This window comes from Acinetobacter sp. ANC 5054 (assembly GCF_002135295.1).
GTDB lineage: Bacteria > Pseudomonadota > Gammaproteobacteria > Pseudomonadales > Moraxellaceae > Acinetobacter.
The window spans coordinates 147,780-164,563 of the sequence record NZ_NEGG01000006.1; the positions used below are offsets into that span (position 1 = coordinate 147,780).

A 16,784-nucleotide genomic window follows, 5' to 3' on the forward strand; every position below is an offset into this window, starting at 1 on the left:
CAGGGAGCGGGGGCTGTTTTGCGCTTTTTTGCAGATATGCGCTGAGTTGAATAAAGCCTTTAGTCATCATGACAATAGATGTTGAAACGTCGTGTACCCTGCTTACTTTGTGGAAACTGACTTAGATATTCAGGGTGTGATTTCAGTAAAGCCTTCGTATCTAAACTGATTGAATCTTTCGACTTCTTCCACGTGACTGAGCCCGCTTTAAAGGTGGCACGCTCAGCCTCTTGCATCTGGCCTTGTAATTGGTGTTTGAGTAAGTCAAATTGCTGTTGGTACTTCTCAACTTGATTGCGTACTCGAATTAGCTGTTCAAACTGTTGATTGGCTTGCTCGTCTTCAGATAAGTCCGTAGTACTCAGCGGTACATGCTCTGGATAAAGCAGTTGTAGAGCTTTGGCTGCCGAATCACTGGCATCCGCTTCAGGTGGCGTATCCTTTTCTACACAGTCCCAGAAGTAACGTTCGGCATTCACAATATGCTGAATCACCGACTCAGAACGTGTCACTTTAAAAATGCGCGTTTCATGCCCACAGATCAGCACACAGATATGTGCCGCTTGCTTGCCTGTGACTGCTAACTGATGTTGTACCTGACAGAGTACATATAAAGGCACACCATCGCGCCACAGCTTGGCCCCATATTCCCCTGCGGTTTTACACTCCAGAATTTGTACATCTGCATCCCCAACAACTGAGTAATCCAAGTTAGCCAACATAAAATGTTTGTCTGGATCCGGGTGTTGCAGGACTGCATTGACCCGACGCACTTTATAGTTGGTATGGATGCTGTAGTATTCAGCAACGAGCGGCTCTAACTGCTTGCCCCAATACAAAGGTGCATGGCCTTCGCTGTCATCTTCAATGTTTTGTTGAATCCGTCCGGTCTTGATCATCCACAGTTCAAGCATCGACATATACGGATTGAGTCCACAGGCTGCGGCACAGTCACTGCTGCCGATACCTTGTCGACGGACTTCGAGCCATTCGGCTTGAGTCATATTTTTAGTCTCTACGAAACGTTTTGCGGTAAACAGCTTTGGACGGTCGGCATGGAGATTGGCTTTGGTGTGACTTGAGTGAATTACGGCTGAGTTCATAATATTTTCCTGTAATTGTTAAATTTTGGGCATAAAAAAAGCCACATCTGGAGATGTGGCAAAGAGGTGTCTAGGTTTAAGGAGAGTTACAGGATCATATTGATCTCATGTCCTGATCTTAAATCCTGAATCTGAATCGAAACTTAAACAACTAAGCGTAGTGCTTGTTCAAGTCCACGTTGTTTGAGGCCTGCCCCTGCACCGAACCATGCTGAATCTAAGCGATGATCCTGACTCATGGCACGTCGCTCGTGGTCTGCAAATTCCGTGATTGAGCACAACAGGCCATAAGCGGTGTCTTTGGCTGAACTGAGTTCTGCGCCACGACCGTGTCCATTAAACATGGTCATGACTTTAGACATGGCACGTCCATTCGGTTCAGTCTTGTTTTCAGCTTTGGTTGTGTGGTTGGCTTGTGATGCCACATTACGATAGAACTGAATAATGCCCTCATCTTGTTCTACATTGCTTAGGCTAGTGTTGTTAAACACGGCATCAAAGTAAGCTGCTGCTTCTGTCTGAGTGACTTTACGTTGACTGAGTTGCTTCATTTCATACATGTGTTCATCCCATGTACGGACTGAAATGCCGAGTTGCTGTTTGATCTTCTGCGCATCAAACTTGGTGCTGTGTGGTACTTTCACCACACCTGCACTTGAGTTTTGACCTTTTAAAGCAATCGCTAAGGTGTTATTACACACCACACGAATACTGGTGAATTGCGCCGTGGTCGCCAGTGTGCCATCGCAAGCTGTAGCTAAGAGAATGTAACCATTACTGACATCTTTACCCCTTAAAGCAGATGTTTGTCCTGTTCGAGCTAAAGCCCAGAATTTCTTACCGCCTTTCAGTACCCCTGCGGTTTCCAGTTCAAAGCCTGATTGCTCCGTCAAATCTCGGTAAAACTCCAAGATCTGTTTCGGTTGGACTTCCTGATAACGCTGACTGACCACAGACAAGGGTGCATGAGTATCAGAACGATACAATACGCGCTGTTCTTCATACGGCATGATGATGTTTTGACCCCGTTGGTTTTGGGCCATGTAACTAACATCGGAGGACTCAATCCTCCAATCCATCCCTGCCTGCTTTGCCCAGACTTCAATCGGTTGGTTTTGAGTCAGTGGGTTGCCTAGACCATGCCAAGGGGTTTCACCGACATAGGCCATTTGTTCTAGTTGATGTGCCATAAAATAATCCTGCTTGTAAATAATGAATAATTTGAAACGTGTGAAGAAGTAGAAATTAGATGCATGTTATTTGTGGAATGGTGGACGGCAAGCCGCCTGTGTCTGATCCGCAATCACGAGAATCACACCACCCAGCATGGCCCCAGCAATCCCGCCAATGAAAGGTGAATAGCCCAATGACTTTGCCAACGACATGCCCAGCACAGCTAAAGTGGTCGGTGCATTGCTGAGACCTAAGCTCTGCATCATTGGCTTGATCGGTTCACGCTGCGGGAACATGGCATCTTCCATCTGATCAAAATCTCGATACGGCATAAAAAACTCCTGAATATGGGTGCTATCGCTCAGCTGCACATTCATCCTGAGATGAAATCAATGTTCAGCTTCTGCTTCATTCAGGTGTTATGTATCTGAAATTATTTACAATCTGTATTTGAGTATTATTTAAGCCACAATGGTTTAAGCATTAAGAAATGAAATTGACCCGCTTTCAGCTTGGCATTATGATGAGCTTGCTGGCCTACATTGCCAGTCGGTTTTAGCAGACCGTTGATCCGAGCAGAAAATAGTCTAACTATTTTTTGGGAACTCACTCGTCCCCCTTTTTTCTTAATGGTAGGACGGAAGGGGGACACCTTCGGGTGTGCTGGTTCCTTGGATCCCAGTCTGCTAACCCTCTTTCGTTCTGCCACCATTATTTAGCAGTGATGCGGTAGAACTTCTTATAATTCCAAGGAGTCAATCATGACTGTTTTTATTCTTGCTACGTATTCCCCGCCCGTGCTCCATTTCTATGGCACTTTGCCTGATCTCGTCGATCCGCTGACGGAATAATTCGGCATAGCTACACCTTTGTAGATCATCAGCCATGCTCATTGGAATTGCACAATACATTGTCATTGTGATGGACAGACTCGTCTAAAACATTGCGGTCAAGCCATTGCTGCGCGCTCTATAAAGTATCTAACAACAATAATCAGGATCTAACTTCATGAATAAACAAATCAAAACCATTCTTCAATATGGGGCGATTGCAACCTGTTTAGCTGTCTCCAGTCTCAGCCATGCCGATATGAATCAAGTGATGGCACTCATCAACAATCCATCTACGGCACCTGTAGTAAAACGCTGCGAGGGCAATGTAAATTGCAATGCGTTTGTGGCGATTAGCAAACAATGGCAGATCATCCCTAAAGATGACCCACTGCGTTATTTCATCTACAGCGGTGATTTGAATGCCCTCATTCGAGAAGGCAAAGATTTACATGAGCAGCAACTCTTGGACCTTGATGACTTTGCGTATCAAGTTTTTGATTATCGTGCTGAGAATTTTAATGACCGATGGCTGTATGTCAAAGGGTTAAGCGTTCTGAAATATGTGCAACGTACCCAGTTTGCAGCTCAGTAAGCCAGTCCTTTGGATTCCCCCATTCTCGATTTAAAAGGACATTCCGCCATGAAAAAACTGCTCATCACGGCTGCGATTTTTACCCTGCTCACCGCATGTAATAAAACCCCTGAAAACACGACCTCAGCAACAGATAGCGCAACTGAATCAGCAGAGCATGAATCCAATGCTCAGCCCAATGACAAGGCAGCTCAGGATCAAGCCAAAGAACGCAAAGCTGAAGCGGCTGCGATTGCCCATGACCGCTATGACCCAGACAGTATTTATGAAGGTGCTGAAAATATTGATATTCCACCGCCCCAACTCAAAAGAAAACTGCTGCCGGGCGAAGCGCTTGAAGTGAAGTTCAGACCTGCCGATACTTATGTTGGATTTACAGTCATTACGTCTACTGTCTTAGACAGCACCCGCTTAAAAGTGGTCTCTGAAGTTGACGATGTACTAGATAAAGTCGAAATGAACAATCCAAACTGCAAGGTGATTGGCGTAGAACCGTATACAGTCGAATTTCCTAAACGAGTCTACTATGGCAATACCTTCAACCTGATTTTGGATGGCTGTACAGCTGATGAAATCAGTGAAGTCTATCTGTATACCACACGTGGCAAACTCACCCACCGAGCCATTGTTGAAGAGTAACTTTAAAGAAAAATCTGTCTATTTATTTGCCTAACCATTAACTGTGTTTACATCTATTACTTTGACCAAACCTGAATCAGTGGTGTAACAGCCACTGTATAGAAGATTGGGGCTTAAGGTGATACCTTCAGCTTTAAAAGGGTCTCTGGGCGTGCTATAGAACCTAAACACAGGCTGAATCAATATGTATGCTGAAGAGCTCAATGGCTTTGGCTTATCTACGTATAAGATCCAGCACATCCATGAAGTCAACATGAGTACAACCAACAGGCCTTATGCTGATCAGATTGATTAAACTAGGAAATACTCCCCACCTATAATCAATCAAAATTGTTTAACTGAGACAAACAAATTGGTGAAACATTGACCAAATGGAAAGCGTGGAACGTGAAGAATCATGAAAAAGCCGTTCTAGTACGCTGAACCCTAGGACAGCTTTTACTAACATATTGATGCTTATAGGAAAATTTAAAGAATTTCGTATAACCTGTATTATGTTAATTTTAGATTTTCTTATGATTCAAAAACCTTCTGGTAACTCTGCTTGGCTTTGTTGCACAAACCTACCGATAATGTCTTATTGAGCAATATAATTCTGAGATGAATAAGCCTACACCTAAAATTTATCGTACAACCAATTGGTCATCCTACAATCGCGCTTTGATCAATCGTGGTAATTTAACAATTTGGTTTGATCCGGAAACTCAATGGTATGCCAAATCAAAAGGTAAACAAGGACGAAATCAAACTTATTTCGACACAGCCATCCAATGCTGTCTCATGATTAAATCTCTATTCCGTTTACCATTCATACATTATTCTTTTCTAAGCGTGCCTGAACCAAATGGATACGAAAATTTAATCGTCTTATCGTCAACTAAATTCCATTTAACAGTAAAACATCCAGAACAAGAAATTATCGCTTGATTCCCATTAACAGTTCCTGAAATAGTTCCATTTCCAGCTGTCCCTGAATAAGAACCAGTAATATGATTGTTTTTGACAGAAACATCGTAAGTAGAAGTATTTTTAAACCCCATAACGTTGCGGTCAGTAGAAGTCCATCTTCCGTTGAATGGTGAATCGTTCTCACTACTTCTAGAGTTAGATTGATTATTCTTATCATCTAAATTTTTACAAACATAACAGGCTGAGTAAACAATGGAATCTTTGTTTATAGGCTTAGTACCAAATGTGGATTCGATTTCTTTATTCTTATTAGAGAGGATGGTTTGTCTAGGTAAATTATCAATAAAGTATTCTACACTTGAACATGACTTTTCAGAGCTATAGACCTCAAATTCAGCACCAAAACTTGGAGGAGAACCGAATTTTTTTAAAAAGTTGATAGCTCCAGAACACCTACCTACTTTTTGGGTACAATCGCAATTAGCGGCATAAACCAAACTATTTAGTGAGCAAATAATTATAATTAAAGTAGAGTTTTTAAATATCCTTCTTAACATGACATCACCTCAATATATTGAACTTAGAGAGTAATCCTAATAAATCGAGTAGCTGAGAACTTAAAATACACAGTGCAAGATCATTAGTTTTATTATGTTCTTATTCAGCAATAAAAAATACATGAGCCTCCTTTGCTAATCTACTTTATTGAAAACAAAATTTTTTACAGTACCACACAAAAAGTAACGGGTGACTCAAACAATTAATGCAGAGAGCCTATATTTTTTGTACAAAAAAAAATCAAATCAGTATAATCATTGAATAAAGCATAATAAAAAAGGTACGAGAAGATGAGAAATGTAATTTATCTAATCATAGGTTGTGTAGTCGCGTCCTGCTCGACTATTCCAGATCAATCGTATCATAAGATTAAGTGTTTAGATCGATACAGATGCAGTGAAAGTGAGTTAGATACATATATCAAAGCACAATCTTTGAATAACATTGTAATAGTAAACGGATGGTCGGGCGTTAACGAGAAAAACTTAAAAAGACACAAAGGTAATGTTTATGTTAGTCCTAAATTCCAACAGTTCTACCTAGAATATGACGAGATGGGGCATAAAATTGAAAACAACAGACAATTAGACCTTATAAAGCGAGCCATCGATATAGCAGAAAAACCTATATATCTAATAATATTCATACATGGCTGGCATAATAATGCAAGTATTGATATCAATAATCCAAGCTTAGATACAACAGGGTTCCCCTATATGTTAGCAAGAAGAGCTTATGCAAAAGGCGATATGGATGTTATAGGGGTCTATATTGGATGGCGTGGAGAAAAGTATAAAAATAATCCTGCCAAATTACTATCAATTAAAAATAGGGCTCTTATAGCTGATGCGATTGGCAAGGAAGGGGAATTAAGAGATGACCTTATTTCCTTAACACAGTCGGTAAATAATAAGCCCACTTCAGGACATTCACTTTTAATCGGGCACTCATTAGGTGGCAGGCTTTTATCTAGAGCATTTTTGGAAGATCTTTCAAAAATTGAAAATATTAATGATTGGTCACTAGGTAAAAACTCTTTATTGGTTACTTTAAATGCAGCTATTGGTGCTGATGCTTTTGACAAGATATTTGATAATATGTCAAGTGCTGATCAACCAATACAGCGTCCATTATGGATTAACCTAACATCTAAAGACGATAAGGCGACTTCACTCTACTTTCCATATGCTCGTTTGATTGGTAGAAATTTGGTTGATAGCCCTACATCAGGGAAATATACGACGGTGGGTCATTATATGCCTTATCTTTCACATGAGGTCACAGTGATACACGGTTTCGATAAAAAAGCTGAATGCGGTTTTATAAACCCTGAAGAGATATTAAATAGAAATAATACTTCGTGGTTTGAGTTACCCAAAAGAGAAAATAGTAGTTGTGCAACGCGTTACTTATATCAATATAAGAATTTTAATGTAAGTGATGGTCATTATTATACGACTGTTTTAAGAAAACTAGATGAAAATCCTGAAAAACCATTGGGTTATATGTGGAATTTTAGGGTTGATAGCAGTGTTATAGATTTTAGTAAAGAGGAGTCTAGAGTGAATAAGAGCTCTGGAGCACATAATGCATTTGTTCAAACTAATTTAGGGCGAATGTTAGACGACATGCTTTTTACACAACCATTGAAGTAAAGTGTACTCATTTAATTTTTTTAATTAAGCTAAAACACCTTATACGAAAGGCCTATAAATAGGGCCTTTTGATCACTGTTTTAACATAAAATCTCTTATTCGAAATCTGAACTGATGCTTATGATGCTATTTCACGAGAAATTTGCTACATCAAAGACCAGCTTTTTATTTCAATCAGCAATTTAAGCACAAGCTTATCAAACTAATTCATTCTACATAGCATGTGTAATGCTGTAATACATTACACATGCATTCTCTATCAAGGGTATGCTTCACACAGTTTGAAACCAGCACATTCCTTTAAAACGTTTACGGTACAGCCTCGACGTTTATCAATCTCATACTGCCCTTTACCAAAGCTACGCATTCTCTGTGTTTTAACTCGTAAATGCTGATGGTCTTTTTCAGGATTGACCAGATACATCGCAGCATTAATTGCATTTTGTACCTGTTCAGGCTTGTTACGGTGGATCATACCAATGCCTAAAATACCTTTTTGGTTAAAGCGTTCTTTGTATTCAGGAGAGTTTGAAGTAAAAACATACCCTTTACTCTCTGTTATCTTAGTCCAGCATTGCCCAACCTGTATGGCCATACCGAAATCTTTTTGGTGCTTATGTCCGTCGTAGATGAGTAATACATGGCAGTGATACCCCTTTTTCTCACCCTGCTCTATTGCCCATGCGTAACCCTGTAAGTCTTTAAAGCAGGTATCTTGATTCTGTACACGGTTAATGAAGATGCGTAGGTAATGATTAAACTGTTCTATACCAACTTCATGCTGATGATCTAGTGCTATACTTAAATCAATGCGTATAAACAGCAATTTCGAGTAGTGTTTAGTCAGTTGAATTAGGTACTCTTCTAAACCATTACGATTTCTTTTTTCTTGACTCTTAAACCCTAATAACTCTAAATTAACATCATTAAAATAAATTAAAGCATTATTCCATAAAAACCTTAATTCAAAGTTACTTAGTTCATCAATGCTCTTATGTCCAAGCAATATTTCATCTAATGAGTACACCATTCTCTTAAAGATACAAACACTCTCACTGTACTTTAAATGGGCTTTATAAACTGCTTTGAATTTAGGAACTAGATCATTTAATATACTCTTAAACAGAGTTTTATTAAGTTCAGTTTTATATACTGACTGTATAAACTGATCTACATCAATCAATACTTTTGATTCGTTATCATTTGGTAGCATTAAGCACATATAATATCCTAGTGAATGTTTAACACATATCACTAGGCATTAAGTTATCTTTTACATACAAATAAATAGTATGTAATAAACCTAAGTGATTAATATAATAAACATACTAATATATTAAAAATAAGATATATATTCATTATATTAAAAACCCATTAATCCTTCATAAATAAAGTATCGTATTACAGAATATCAATTTGTAATTACACCCCACTAAAAGGTCAATTCTCGACCACATAAATCAAGCTAAAGTTAAGTCAGAGCTTTTCTTATCTTTAGGAATTTTCCTCATTTCTTCATACAGCACTATTGATACTTATATCTCATAAAATAATTAAGCTATTGTTTTATTTATTTTTATTATTAATATCAACATCTATAAAACTCTTATATTTCATTAATAAAACACTAATTAACGACTCGTATATTTTAAGTTTTTCACTTATAATTTCACTAAAGTTTCTACAAGGAGATAAGAATGATTCAAGGAAAAGATGCCAAACCTTATAAGGATGACCGAGGTTTTACGGATAGGGAAATTAACTGGCTATGGAATTTCAATCAGTTATATATGCAATATATGCAAGTCTATAACAGTGATTTCTCTACAAAAAGAAAAATCATATTTGAAATTTTTGACAACCCTACAACTGGTTATAACCATTACCAAACAGCAATAACTAATAAAAACAGTTTTTTAATTAATGAGAATGATTTAAAATGGGCAAAAGATCCACAAAATGAGCAATTATTAATATTCACGATAAATATGTTACTAAAGTTCAATAATTTAACACTTAGTAATTTATTTTACACAAACAACTACGAATATTTCGTAGATCTTGTTGATAGATTAATACTTACTAAAGAAATGAAAAATAGCCAAATAATTGAAATAAAAAATACATGGTCAAATTTAAAAACTTCTAAAAGCCATACTAATTGGATAGATATAAAAGAAATAGATCAAATTAATTGGGCATGGGATTATTTAAAAAAATCCTACAAATTAGCATCGATACCTAACCTACCAATTAACGAAAAGCAACGTTATAATCATATTGTTTCATCCATAGACTTAATGGGTTTTATAAGTTCCCCTGATGCTAAAGAGCTTTTTTTAATTAAAATGAAAAAAACCTGGTCTCAAAAGAAATTTAGAGATTCTGGAAAAATTAAAAAACCTCACCATCTCCCATTAACAAAAGAAAGGCACGAGCAATTAAAAAAATTATCAGAATTATTTAATAAACCTATTCCTGATGTTTTAGATTTCATTATTGAAAAAATTTATAATGAGTGCACAACTGATACAGATGGAAAGTCTAAAAATTTCTAAATTCAATTTGTGAATACAGATCAGTTTTCTGTTTGTTTTATTAAAATTTCATTTAATAGACTGGGCTCTTTTCTTAACAAATTTTTTATAACCTCTGGTTGATATGCTGTATTAAACGGAAGCTGCTTTTTTAACAATAAAGAAGGGTCATCCATTTCTAAAGCTCTATCTAAATCACGGCACTCAACCTTGAGTGCTCTTATTTTACCTATATAGGTTTCATGTCGGGTTGCAGTGATCGTCTTGGGTGAACCTAGCTTATAGTGCGGCGGATGGGCTTTATATTTTTCAAATTCTTGTTCTATTTGCTCCAGTTCTTTAGTTTTTTCTGCCATTTTTAATATAATCCAATCTTTATCAAATTTTTTTAATTCAATATCGAGTTGTGGCAAAACACTTTCAACAGCAACATTCAAATTCGCCCATTTCCCCTGTTCTTTAGCCTTATTCCGCATAAATTCAAAAATGACTTGATGCTTTTTATATAGAACATTTGAATAACGTTTATGCGCTCCACGTATCCCTCTAATTCTGGTATATATCTTTTTACTATATTGAATATCAGCATTCATCATAGCGTATTTATGCAGTATTCTTTGATATTCAGTCTTTAGCTCTTTCTCTGTAAGCTCATCATAATGATCAATCAATTCCAAGGTTTGCACTAAAGTTTGCATAAAATCATGGCTGGAATAAGTTAAACCAAACCGCTCAACCGTAAAAGGAAACTTCATAATCTGAAAAATTTTATGGAATTCATCTTCCGTAAAATTTCTATTCAATTCCAGTATATAAGTAAAGTTCAGAGCATCCCGGTCGGGTGCATCAACATCATATTCTGTTGAATGCTTTGTGCAGTAACTCAAAAATCCCTGACAGACCTCAAATGCAAACATGCCAAGCTCATCTACTTCTACGTATACCATAAAAAATTATCAATTATTATCAATAAATTATCATATCATTATAGTTAGGTTATTTATTACTTTAGCTCAATCATATAACTTATTTATTGCAATGAATACGATGGAACCATCTAAAAAATGCTATTCAGGAAAATATACATATGGGAGCTATCCAGTTAAAAACTGCCGACTATCTATTTATGAGGTATCGCTCTATGACCATTGAGCTGATGACAATTGTTGCAGACTATTATCCTCATCTTAGTAAAGCTGAAGCATTGAGAAAGGCAAATAATCAGGAATTCCCTTTCTCTGTATTTAAAATAGATCAAAGTAAACGTGCACCTTTTTTAGTGCACATAAAAGATCTAGCAGATATTTTAGACAGTAAGTATTCAGAAGCTTCTAAAGATTTTGCTACGTTTCATCGATGAGGCGTAGCACCTCCTCTAACTGTATAATATTCCTTCTAGCCTTTACCGACACATAACGCTGTAAACTACTCCAAGAATCATGCAAGCTTACTTTCTGAATTTCTGGGATAGTAAAACTCTGTTCTGCTAGTCGAGTACAACCTTCATGTCTCAAATCATGAAAGCGTAAATTATCAATTCCTAATATTCGGCATGCTTCTCTAAACTCCTTACCTATACTTTTAGGATTCAAAGGCAGTAGTAAGTTTTCATCATGCCCAAGCTTCAACATCCGTTCACGAACTTCTGAATGCCTTAATCTTTTAATAATTTCCTTACATGGTTCAAGTACGTCAAATGACTTATGATTGCCTTTAGAGCCATTGGGATTCTTTAGATCATGTACTTTCCATGTAGAATGATGTGAATCATAGTCCCGCAGATACAGTCGTGTTAATTCAGCTTCACGTCTGCATGAAAAAATAGCAATCCACATAATCAAATGCATTGGATACTTAGAGCCATAACGATTTATCTTCCATCGTTCTGTAAAATACTTAGTCAATGCAATCAGTTCATCCGTAGAAGGAAGTCGGTCTATTTTTTGACTAGAGGATATTTGACGTGTTTTTCTTAACTGAGCCGTAGCCTTATCAAAACCATTTAAATCAATATCCATTTCCCACATAACAGCAGCATGAGAAAGTACACCACGGATATGTAATAGCTCATGTTGCTGCGTACTAGTCGCGTTAGGTTTCAGCTTGAGATGAGGAACTCCCTCCTTTCTCAAAGCAACATGCTCAGCCAAATGTACTGATTTTATTTTTGTGATAATATTGCGCGCGATTGGCAGCTTCTTGATTAGGAGCAGAGAATAGCGTTTCGTCCTTCCGTACTCGCTCCCGACTTCATCCAAATATTTATCTATGGCATCTGATAAGGTCAGATCAATGAGTTGCTCTTTGCCCAGTAAAATATCAGGATTCTCTTGAATTTCGACTTCTCGTTTCTTAATCCAGTTTTCAGCCATCTTCCTTGAATGAAAAGTTTTACTGTCAGAAAAAGTAGGAAAACCCTTTCGATTTATTCGAATCGCAGCACGATAGTTAACCTTCCCATCTGCGCCTTTTCTTGCTGTAATTGACCCCATAATTTACACCACAAACTGTTTTTTTGATTATGGTGTAAAATTTGGTGTAAATGCAAATCGATTAACTCACCTAAATATAGGTTCACACAGATTCGCGCAGGTTGCGAAACATAGATTAAAGGCATGATTTTTAATGACTATTGTTAAAAACATTGAAAACACTCAATCTCCGCGAATCAGTGTTGCGCCGATGATGGATTGGACCACTAAAGATTACCGATTTTTTGCCCGTCTGTTTAACCCGAATGTCATTCTTTATACAGAAATGGTGACTACAGGTGCGATTTTATTTGGTGGTGCAAACCGTCATTTGGACTATAACCATGAAGAGCACCCGATTGTGCTACAACTCGGTGGTTCAAATCCGAAAGACCTTGCGACCTGTACAAAAATGGCACAAGACTGGGGATATGACGAAGTCAATCTAAACGTGGGCTGTCCAAGTGACCGCGTACAAAATAATAAAATTGGTGCCTGTTTGATGGCAGAGCCAGATCTAGTGGCAGAATGCATTACAGAAATGCGTAACGCGGTCGATATTCCTGTGACCGTGAAACACCGTATTGGCATTGATGACATGCAGTCTTATGAAGAAATGCTGCATTTTGTTGATACTGTCGCAAAAACGGGTTGTGACAATTTCATCGTGCATGCGCGTATCGCATTGCTACAAGGACTCTCACCGAAAGAAAACCGTGACGTGCCGCCTTTACGTTATGAAGACGTCTATCGCCTTAAACAAGAACGTCCAAATTTATTGATCGAAATTAATGGTGGCGTAAAAACCTTTGCTGAGACCCAAGAACATTTAAAACATGTCGATGGCGTGATGATTGGTCGCGAGGCTTATCACAATCCGTATTTGTTGGCTGAAATGGGGCAATTGTGGAATCTAGAGTTGCCTAACCGTTTTGACTTAATCGAACAAATGCTGCCATATATTGCTAAACGCATGGAAGAAGGTGCGCCACTTTCCATCATTACCCGACACATTCTTGGTTTATTCCAAAACTTACCGGGTGCACGAAAATGGCGTCAGGCTTTGAGTGGTGGCAATGCCAAAACATTTGCTGATGTTGAAAATGCAATTGCGAATATTAAAGAAGCAATGCAACGCACTGAAGATTATTTACGCGAGCATCCAAAACTGGTGGTTGAAGAATAATCTAGATCAAAAAAGCCCTCATCATGAGGGCTTTTTTATTGAATCACGCATTTTCTAATTGATGTGATTAATGACTGTTTACCGTAATATTCCCCTTCGGAAATGGTTCTTCGTCAGAATCCGTCCAAGTGTAATCCGAATTATCCGTTTCTTCGCGTAAGCCTACATAGCTTTCAGGTACCTTCTCAGGAATGATCTCTTCAGATCCATGATCTAATTCAGCACTGAAGTTTTGTAATTCTTGATCGAGTTGAGCCTGATACTTCGCCATTTCGACTTCATCAATAAATGTAAATTCTGTCTCATCAATTTTCCAAGAATAACCTTGCACATCCTTGAAAATCTGCACCATCACCGTATAAGGCTTATTTTCAAATTGCAACGATGCTTGCCCTTTAATATTGAGTCCTTTGCGTTCAATAATTTTTAAATCTTTTACTTTTAAATGATAGGACTGATATGCAGAATTGGTATCAAATTCACGTTGCATTTGCTGTTCAATCTGACGTGACAATTCATCACTTGAAACAAAGTAGCTACACCCAGTCAAATTCAGTAGAAATATAAGCGTTAAAATTCGAAGCATACTGCATCCCCCATGATGCATTTTTTTCGTATGAAAAAAATAAACTGAACAATTTTTACAGTCTAAATATTCCTCACTCTTTCGATCATATTAACCAATAAAACACAGAGTACAAGTAGAAAACGCTGTATTTATCTATTTTATTTTTAATTTTGATATCAATCACTTAAATTCAATTTCATGTTACCTATTGCACTGACACAGCAGGTCTAAAGCTGACAGTTATTTGTGGATAATGACCAATTTTGCCGAACATTTTTTGCATGAAAAATCCTTTTTCAAAAGTCCTTCAATGCTACTTTTTCATTTAAATTCTATTTGATAGCTGAAGCATAAAAAAAGCCCCTCGATTGAGGGGCTTTTTCATTTTTGCATTCAATGATTAATATTCTTCATCTGTTTCAGGTTCATGATGTAACGCATCATGTATCGCCTCAACCAATTGCTGTGCAATTTCTTGCTTCGAGGCTTTTTCTAGATCGCGCTTGCCCATTTGGTATTGCTCTGCAAAGAACACCGTCATGGCATTTTCGTCAGAAGCAAAACCAATATCCTGACGTGACACATCATTACACGCAATCATATCGAGCTTTTTCGCGACCAATTTTCCTGCTGCATATTCTTCGACATTACGAGTTTCCGCAGCAAAACCGACCATAAATGGACGCTTTTTCTGTTGAGCGATGGTCGCAACAATATCTGGGTTCTTAATCAAGGCAATATTAAGCTCATCACCTGATTTCTTAATTTTATGTTCTGCAACTTCTGCCACGCGATAATCTGCAACAGCTGCGGTGGCGATGAAAATATCACAACCTTGATCGAGCATGTTGAGACTGGTATCTAACATTTTAACTGCTGATTGCACATTAATGCGATGCACACCATTTGGCGTATCTAGGCTGACAGGACCAGCAATCAATGTCACTTTAGCACCTGCGGCATAACATGCTGCGGCCAAAGCAAAGCCCATTTTTCCTGTACTGTGGTTCGAAATATAACGCACAGGATCAATCGACTCTCGTGTCGGACCTGCTGTAATGGTCACATGCTTACCCGCTAGCATGCCAAATTTTTCTGCAATAGCACGTTGGGCTTGATGGAAATAGGCCGTCACTTGCTCAGCAAGGTCTTCAGGTTCAGGCATCCGCCCCAGACCGACATCACCACAGGCTTGCGAACCTGCATTTGGCATGATCACATGCACACCATCTTCCACCAAAGTGTTGAGATTGCGCTGTGTAGCTTTTGCTGCCCACATTTGTTGATTCATGGCTGGTGCAACCCAAACAGGTGCTTTAGTCGCTAAATATAAAGTTGAGAGCAAATCATCTGCCAAACCTGCAGCAAATTTTGCCAAAGTGTTGCAACTAGCCGGTGCAACCAAAACTAAATCGGCCCAACGAGCCAATTCAATATGCCCCATTCCTGCTTCTGCTTCAGGATTGAGCAATTCAGTATGTACAGGATTTCCTGAAAGCGCTTGGAAAGTCAGTGGCGTAATAAAGGCTTGTGCACCTTCAGTCATCACGACACGCACATCGAAGCCTGCGTCTTTTAAACGACGAACAAGAATGGCACTTTTATAGGCGGCGATACCACCAGTGACACCTAAAAGAATATTTTTAGTGGGCATTACACTTAGATCAAAGCTCACGAACAGCCTACCTATCTGTTGCAGTGGCGCTCACAATAGCATTAAATATTCACTGACCCAAGATTCAGCTTTGAAAAAGCCGATCGACTCATAATAAAAAAGTCTAAAAACAATGAATAATTCAATTAAAAATTGGCCTGAACAGGAACGTCCACGTGAGCGCCTGATTCAACAAGGCGCGCAAAGTTTATCCGATGCCGAACTGTTGGCGATATTCCTTCGTTCTGGTTCAAAGCAACATTCTGCCGTCGAACTCGCACGCTTACTCATTCAGCATTTTGGCCCTTTACATCGGGTTATGGATGCCTCACTTGAGGATTTATGCCAGTTCCACGGCATTGGGAACACTAAATTTGCTCAACTCATGGCAGTAAAAGAATTAGGCAAGCGCTACGTCAGTCAACATTTTCAAAATGAAAATTTGCCTTTAGCCCATTCAGAACAATTAAAAAATTATCTGCGCTTTGAGTTTTTATCCGAGCAACGTGAAGTCTTTGGTGTGCTGTGTTTGGATGCACATTTAAGAAAAATAAACTTTAAAAAATTGTTCTATGGCAGCTTAAATACTTGTGAAATTTCCATTAATCAGCTCCTTCGTTTTGCCATTTCACAACATGCCAGCAGTATTGTGATTGCACACAATCATCCATTTGGACGTGCTGAACCGTCTCGTGCTGATATTGAAATGACACAGCAGATTTTTCAGGCCTGCCATTTGCTTGAAATTCAATTAATTGACCATTGCATTATTGCCGCTGAAGGGAGCTTTTCATTTGCCGAACATGGATTAATACAAAAAGCTAAATCAGTCATAAACAATGATTGACAAGTGCTTGAGCAACCATGAAGATCATCATAATTTTTAAATTATAGAATTCCTCAATT

16 protein-coding genes and 1 pseudogene are annotated in these 16,784 nt (G+C 38.2%); 8 read left to right on the forward strand and 9 right to left on the reverse strand.

The window, feature by feature from the left end:
* Window positions 1-59: 59 nt before the first annotated feature.
* From B9T33_RS08215 to B9T33_RS08225, 3 genes are all read right to left on the reverse strand, one after another.
* Window positions 60-1,103: a YqaJ viral recombinase family protein gene (locus tag B9T33_RS08215; RefSeq protein ID WP_086178445.1), complete on the reverse strand. Its 1,044-nt coding sequence runs from the start codon at window positions 1,101-1,103 to the stop codon at window positions 60-62.
* A gap of 143 nt (window positions 1,104-1,246) precedes the next feature.
* Window positions 1,247-2,293 (reverse strand): DUF932 domain-containing protein, encoded by a 1,047-nt coding sequence (locus tag B9T33_RS08220; RefSeq protein WP_086178446.1) that lies wholly within the window; start codon window positions 2,291-2,293, stop codon window positions 1,247-1,249.
* 66 nt (window positions 2,294-2,359) lie between these two features.
* Complete coding sequence (locus B9T33_RS08225; protein ID WP_086178485.1) at window positions 2,360-2,584, reverse strand: hypothetical protein; 225 nt, start codon at window positions 2,582-2,584, stop codon at window positions 2,360-2,362.
* Window positions 2,585-3,284: 700 nt separating this feature from the next.
* On the opposite strand from B9T33_RS08225, the gene B9T33_RS08235 reads away from it, so the two are divergent.
* The 3 genes and pseudogenes from B9T33_RS08235 to B9T33_RS08245 form a co-directional block, all read left to right on the forward strand.
* The gene (locus tag B9T33_RS08235) at window positions 3,285-3,701 is read left to right on the forward strand and encodes a hypothetical protein (protein ID WP_086178447.1); all 417 of its coding nucleotides are present in this window, start codon (window positions 3,285-3,287) and stop codon (window positions 3,699-3,701) included.
* Window positions 3,702-3,749: 48 nt separating this feature from the next.
* Complete coding sequence (locus B9T33_RS08240) at window positions 3,750-4,340, forward strand: hypothetical protein (RefSeq protein WP_086178448.1); 591 nt, start codon at window positions 3,750-3,752, stop codon at window positions 4,338-4,340.
* Between the two features lie 600 nt (window positions 4,341-4,940).
* Window positions 4,941-5,144 (forward strand): annotated as a pseudogene (locus tag B9T33_RS08245) (transposase); the annotation flags it as partial.
* A gap of 11 nt (window positions 5,145-5,155) precedes the next feature.
* Here B9T33_RS08245 and B9T33_RS16460 read toward each other — a convergent pair.
* Window positions 5,156-5,806, reverse strand: coding sequence for a hypothetical protein (locus tag B9T33_RS16460; protein ID WP_165499137.1), 651 nt, complete (start codon window positions 5,804-5,806; stop codon window positions 5,156-5,158).
* Window positions 5,807-6,241: 435 nt separating this feature from the next.
* On the opposite strand from B9T33_RS16460, the gene B9T33_RS08255 reads away from it, so the two are divergent.
* Window positions 6,242-7,462 carry a hypothetical protein gene (locus B9T33_RS08255; RefSeq protein ID WP_131276868.1) on the forward strand — a complete coding sequence of 407 codons (1,221 nt, stop codon included), beginning with the start codon at window positions 6,242-6,244 and terminating at the stop codon, window positions 7,460-7,462.
* 259 nt (window positions 7,463-7,721) lie between these two features.
* Here the strand turns inward: B9T33_RS08255 and B9T33_RS08260 are convergent, their stop codons facing one another.
* A complete protein-coding gene (locus B9T33_RS08260) occupies window positions 7,722-8,684 on the reverse strand; it encodes a YagK/YfjJ domain-containing protein (protein WP_086178451.1) in 963 nt (320 codons plus the stop codon).
* Window positions 8,685-9,159: 475 nt separating this feature from the next.
* Between B9T33_RS08260 and B9T33_RS08265 the strand changes: the two genes are divergently transcribed.
* The gene (locus B9T33_RS08265; RefSeq protein ID WP_228145801.1) at window positions 9,160-10,020 is read left to right on the forward strand and encodes a hypothetical protein; all 861 of its coding nucleotides are present in this window, start codon (window positions 9,160-9,162) and stop codon (window positions 10,018-10,020) included.
* 20 nt (window positions 10,021-10,040) lie between these two features.
* On the opposite strand, the gene B9T33_RS08270 is transcribed toward B9T33_RS08265, so the two are convergent.
* Complete coding sequence (locus tag B9T33_RS08270) at window positions 10,041-10,916, reverse strand: hypothetical protein (protein WP_228145802.1); 876 nt, start codon at window positions 10,914-10,916, stop codon at window positions 10,041-10,043.
* Between the two features lie 170 nt (window positions 10,917-11,086).
* Here B9T33_RS08270 and B9T33_RS08275 point away from each other — a divergent pair, with 170 nt between their 5' ends.
* Window positions 11,087-11,359 carry a pyocin activator PrtN family protein gene (locus B9T33_RS08275; protein WP_086178454.1) on the forward strand — a complete coding sequence of 91 codons (273 nt, stop codon included), beginning with the start codon at window positions 11,087-11,089 and terminating at the stop codon, window positions 11,357-11,359.
* On the opposite strand, the gene B9T33_RS08280 is transcribed toward B9T33_RS08275, so the two are convergent.
* Entirely contained in the window at window positions 11,343-12,491 is a 1,149-nt protein-coding gene (locus B9T33_RS08280; RefSeq protein ID WP_086178455.1) for a tyrosine-type recombinase/integrase, read from the reverse strand. The two genes, B9T33_RS08275 and B9T33_RS08280, sit on opposite strands and share 17 nt — an antisense overlap.
* 133 nt (window positions 12,492-12,624) lie before the next feature.
* On the opposite strand from B9T33_RS08280, the gene dusA reads away from it, so the two are divergent.
* On the forward strand, window positions 12,625-13,656 hold the full coding sequence (gene dusA / locus B9T33_RS08285; protein ID WP_086178456.1) for a tRNA dihydrouridine(20/20a) synthase DusA: 1,032 nt from the start codon (window positions 12,625-12,627) through the stop codon (window positions 13,654-13,656).
* Window positions 13,657-13,723: 67 nt separating this feature from the next.
* On the opposite strand, the gene B9T33_RS08290 is transcribed toward dusA, so the two are convergent.
* A complete protein-coding gene (locus B9T33_RS08290) occupies window positions 13,724-14,242 on the reverse strand; it encodes a hypothetical protein (RefSeq protein ID WP_086178457.1) in 519 nt (172 codons plus the stop codon).
* 382 nt (window positions 14,243-14,624) lie between these two features.
* Window positions 14,625-15,899 carry a bifunctional phosphopantothenoylcysteine decarboxylase/phosphopantothenate--cysteine ligase CoaBC gene (coaBC, locus tag B9T33_RS08295; RefSeq protein WP_086178458.1) on the reverse strand — a complete coding sequence of 425 codons (1,275 nt, stop codon included), beginning with the start codon at window positions 15,897-15,899 and terminating at the stop codon, window positions 14,625-14,627.
* Between the two features lie 112 nt (window positions 15,900-16,011).
* Here coaBC and radC point away from each other — a divergent pair, with 112 nt between their 5' ends.
* On the forward strand, window positions 16,012-16,725 hold the full coding sequence (radC, locus tag B9T33_RS08300; protein WP_086178459.1) for a RadC family protein: 714 nt from the start codon (window positions 16,012-16,014) through the stop codon (window positions 16,723-16,725).
* Window positions 16,726-16,784: the final 59 nt, after the last annotated feature.

Bases quoted from the DNA above. Each gene is read 5' to 3' on its own strand.
- B9T33_RS08275 (WP_086178454.1), top strand. From the start codon at position 11,087: ATGGGAGCTATCCAGTTAAAAACTGCCGACTATCTATTTATGAGGTAT.
- B9T33_RS16460 (WP_165499137.1), bottom strand. From the start codon at position 5,806: ATGTTAAGAAGGATATTTAAAAACTCTACTTTAATTATAATTATTTGC.
- B9T33_RS08235 (WP_086178447.1), top strand. From the start codon at position 3,285: ATGAATAAACAAATCAAAACCATTCTTCAATATGGGGCGATTGCAACC.
- B9T33_RS08240 (WP_086178448.1), top strand. From the start codon at position 3,750: ATGAAAAAACTGCTCATCACGGCTGCGATTTTTACCCTGCTCACCGCA.
- B9T33_RS08220 (WP_086178446.1), bottom strand. From the start codon at position 2,293: ATGGCACATCAACTAGAACAAATGGCCTATGTCGGTGAAACCCCTTGG.
- B9T33_RS08215 (WP_086178445.1), bottom strand. From the start codon at position 1,103: ATGAACTCAGCCGTAATTCACTCAAGTCACACCAAAGCCAATCTCCAT.
- B9T33_RS08260 (WP_086178451.1), bottom strand. From the start codon at position 8,684: ATGTGCTTAATGCTACCAAATGATAACGAATCAAAAGTATTGATTGAT.
- B9T33_RS08270 (WP_228145802.1), bottom strand. From the start codon at position 10,916: ATGTTTGCATTTGAGGTCTGTCAGGGATTTTTGAGTTACTGCACAAAG.
- radC (WP_086178459.1), top strand. From the start codon at position 16,012: ATGAATAATTCAATTAAAAATTGGCCTGAACAGGAACGTCCACGTGAG.
- B9T33_RS08290 (WP_086178457.1), bottom strand. From the start codon at position 14,242: ATGCTTCGAATTTTAACGCTTATATTTCTACTGAATTTGACTGGGTGT.
- B9T33_RS08225 (WP_086178485.1), bottom strand. From the start codon at position 2,584: ATGGAAGATGCCATGTTCCCGCAGCGTGAACCGATCAAGCCAATGATG.
- B9T33_RS08265 (WP_228145801.1), top strand. From the start codon at position 9,160: ATGATTCAAGGAAAAGATGCCAAACCTTATAAGGATGACCGAGGTTTT.
- B9T33_RS08280 (WP_086178455.1), bottom strand. From the start codon at position 12,491: ATGGGGTCAATTACAGCAAGAAAAGGCGCAGATGGGAAGGTTAACTAT.
- dusA (WP_086178456.1), top strand. From the start codon at position 12,625: ATGACTATTGTTAAAAACATTGAAAACACTCAATCTCCGCGAATCAGT.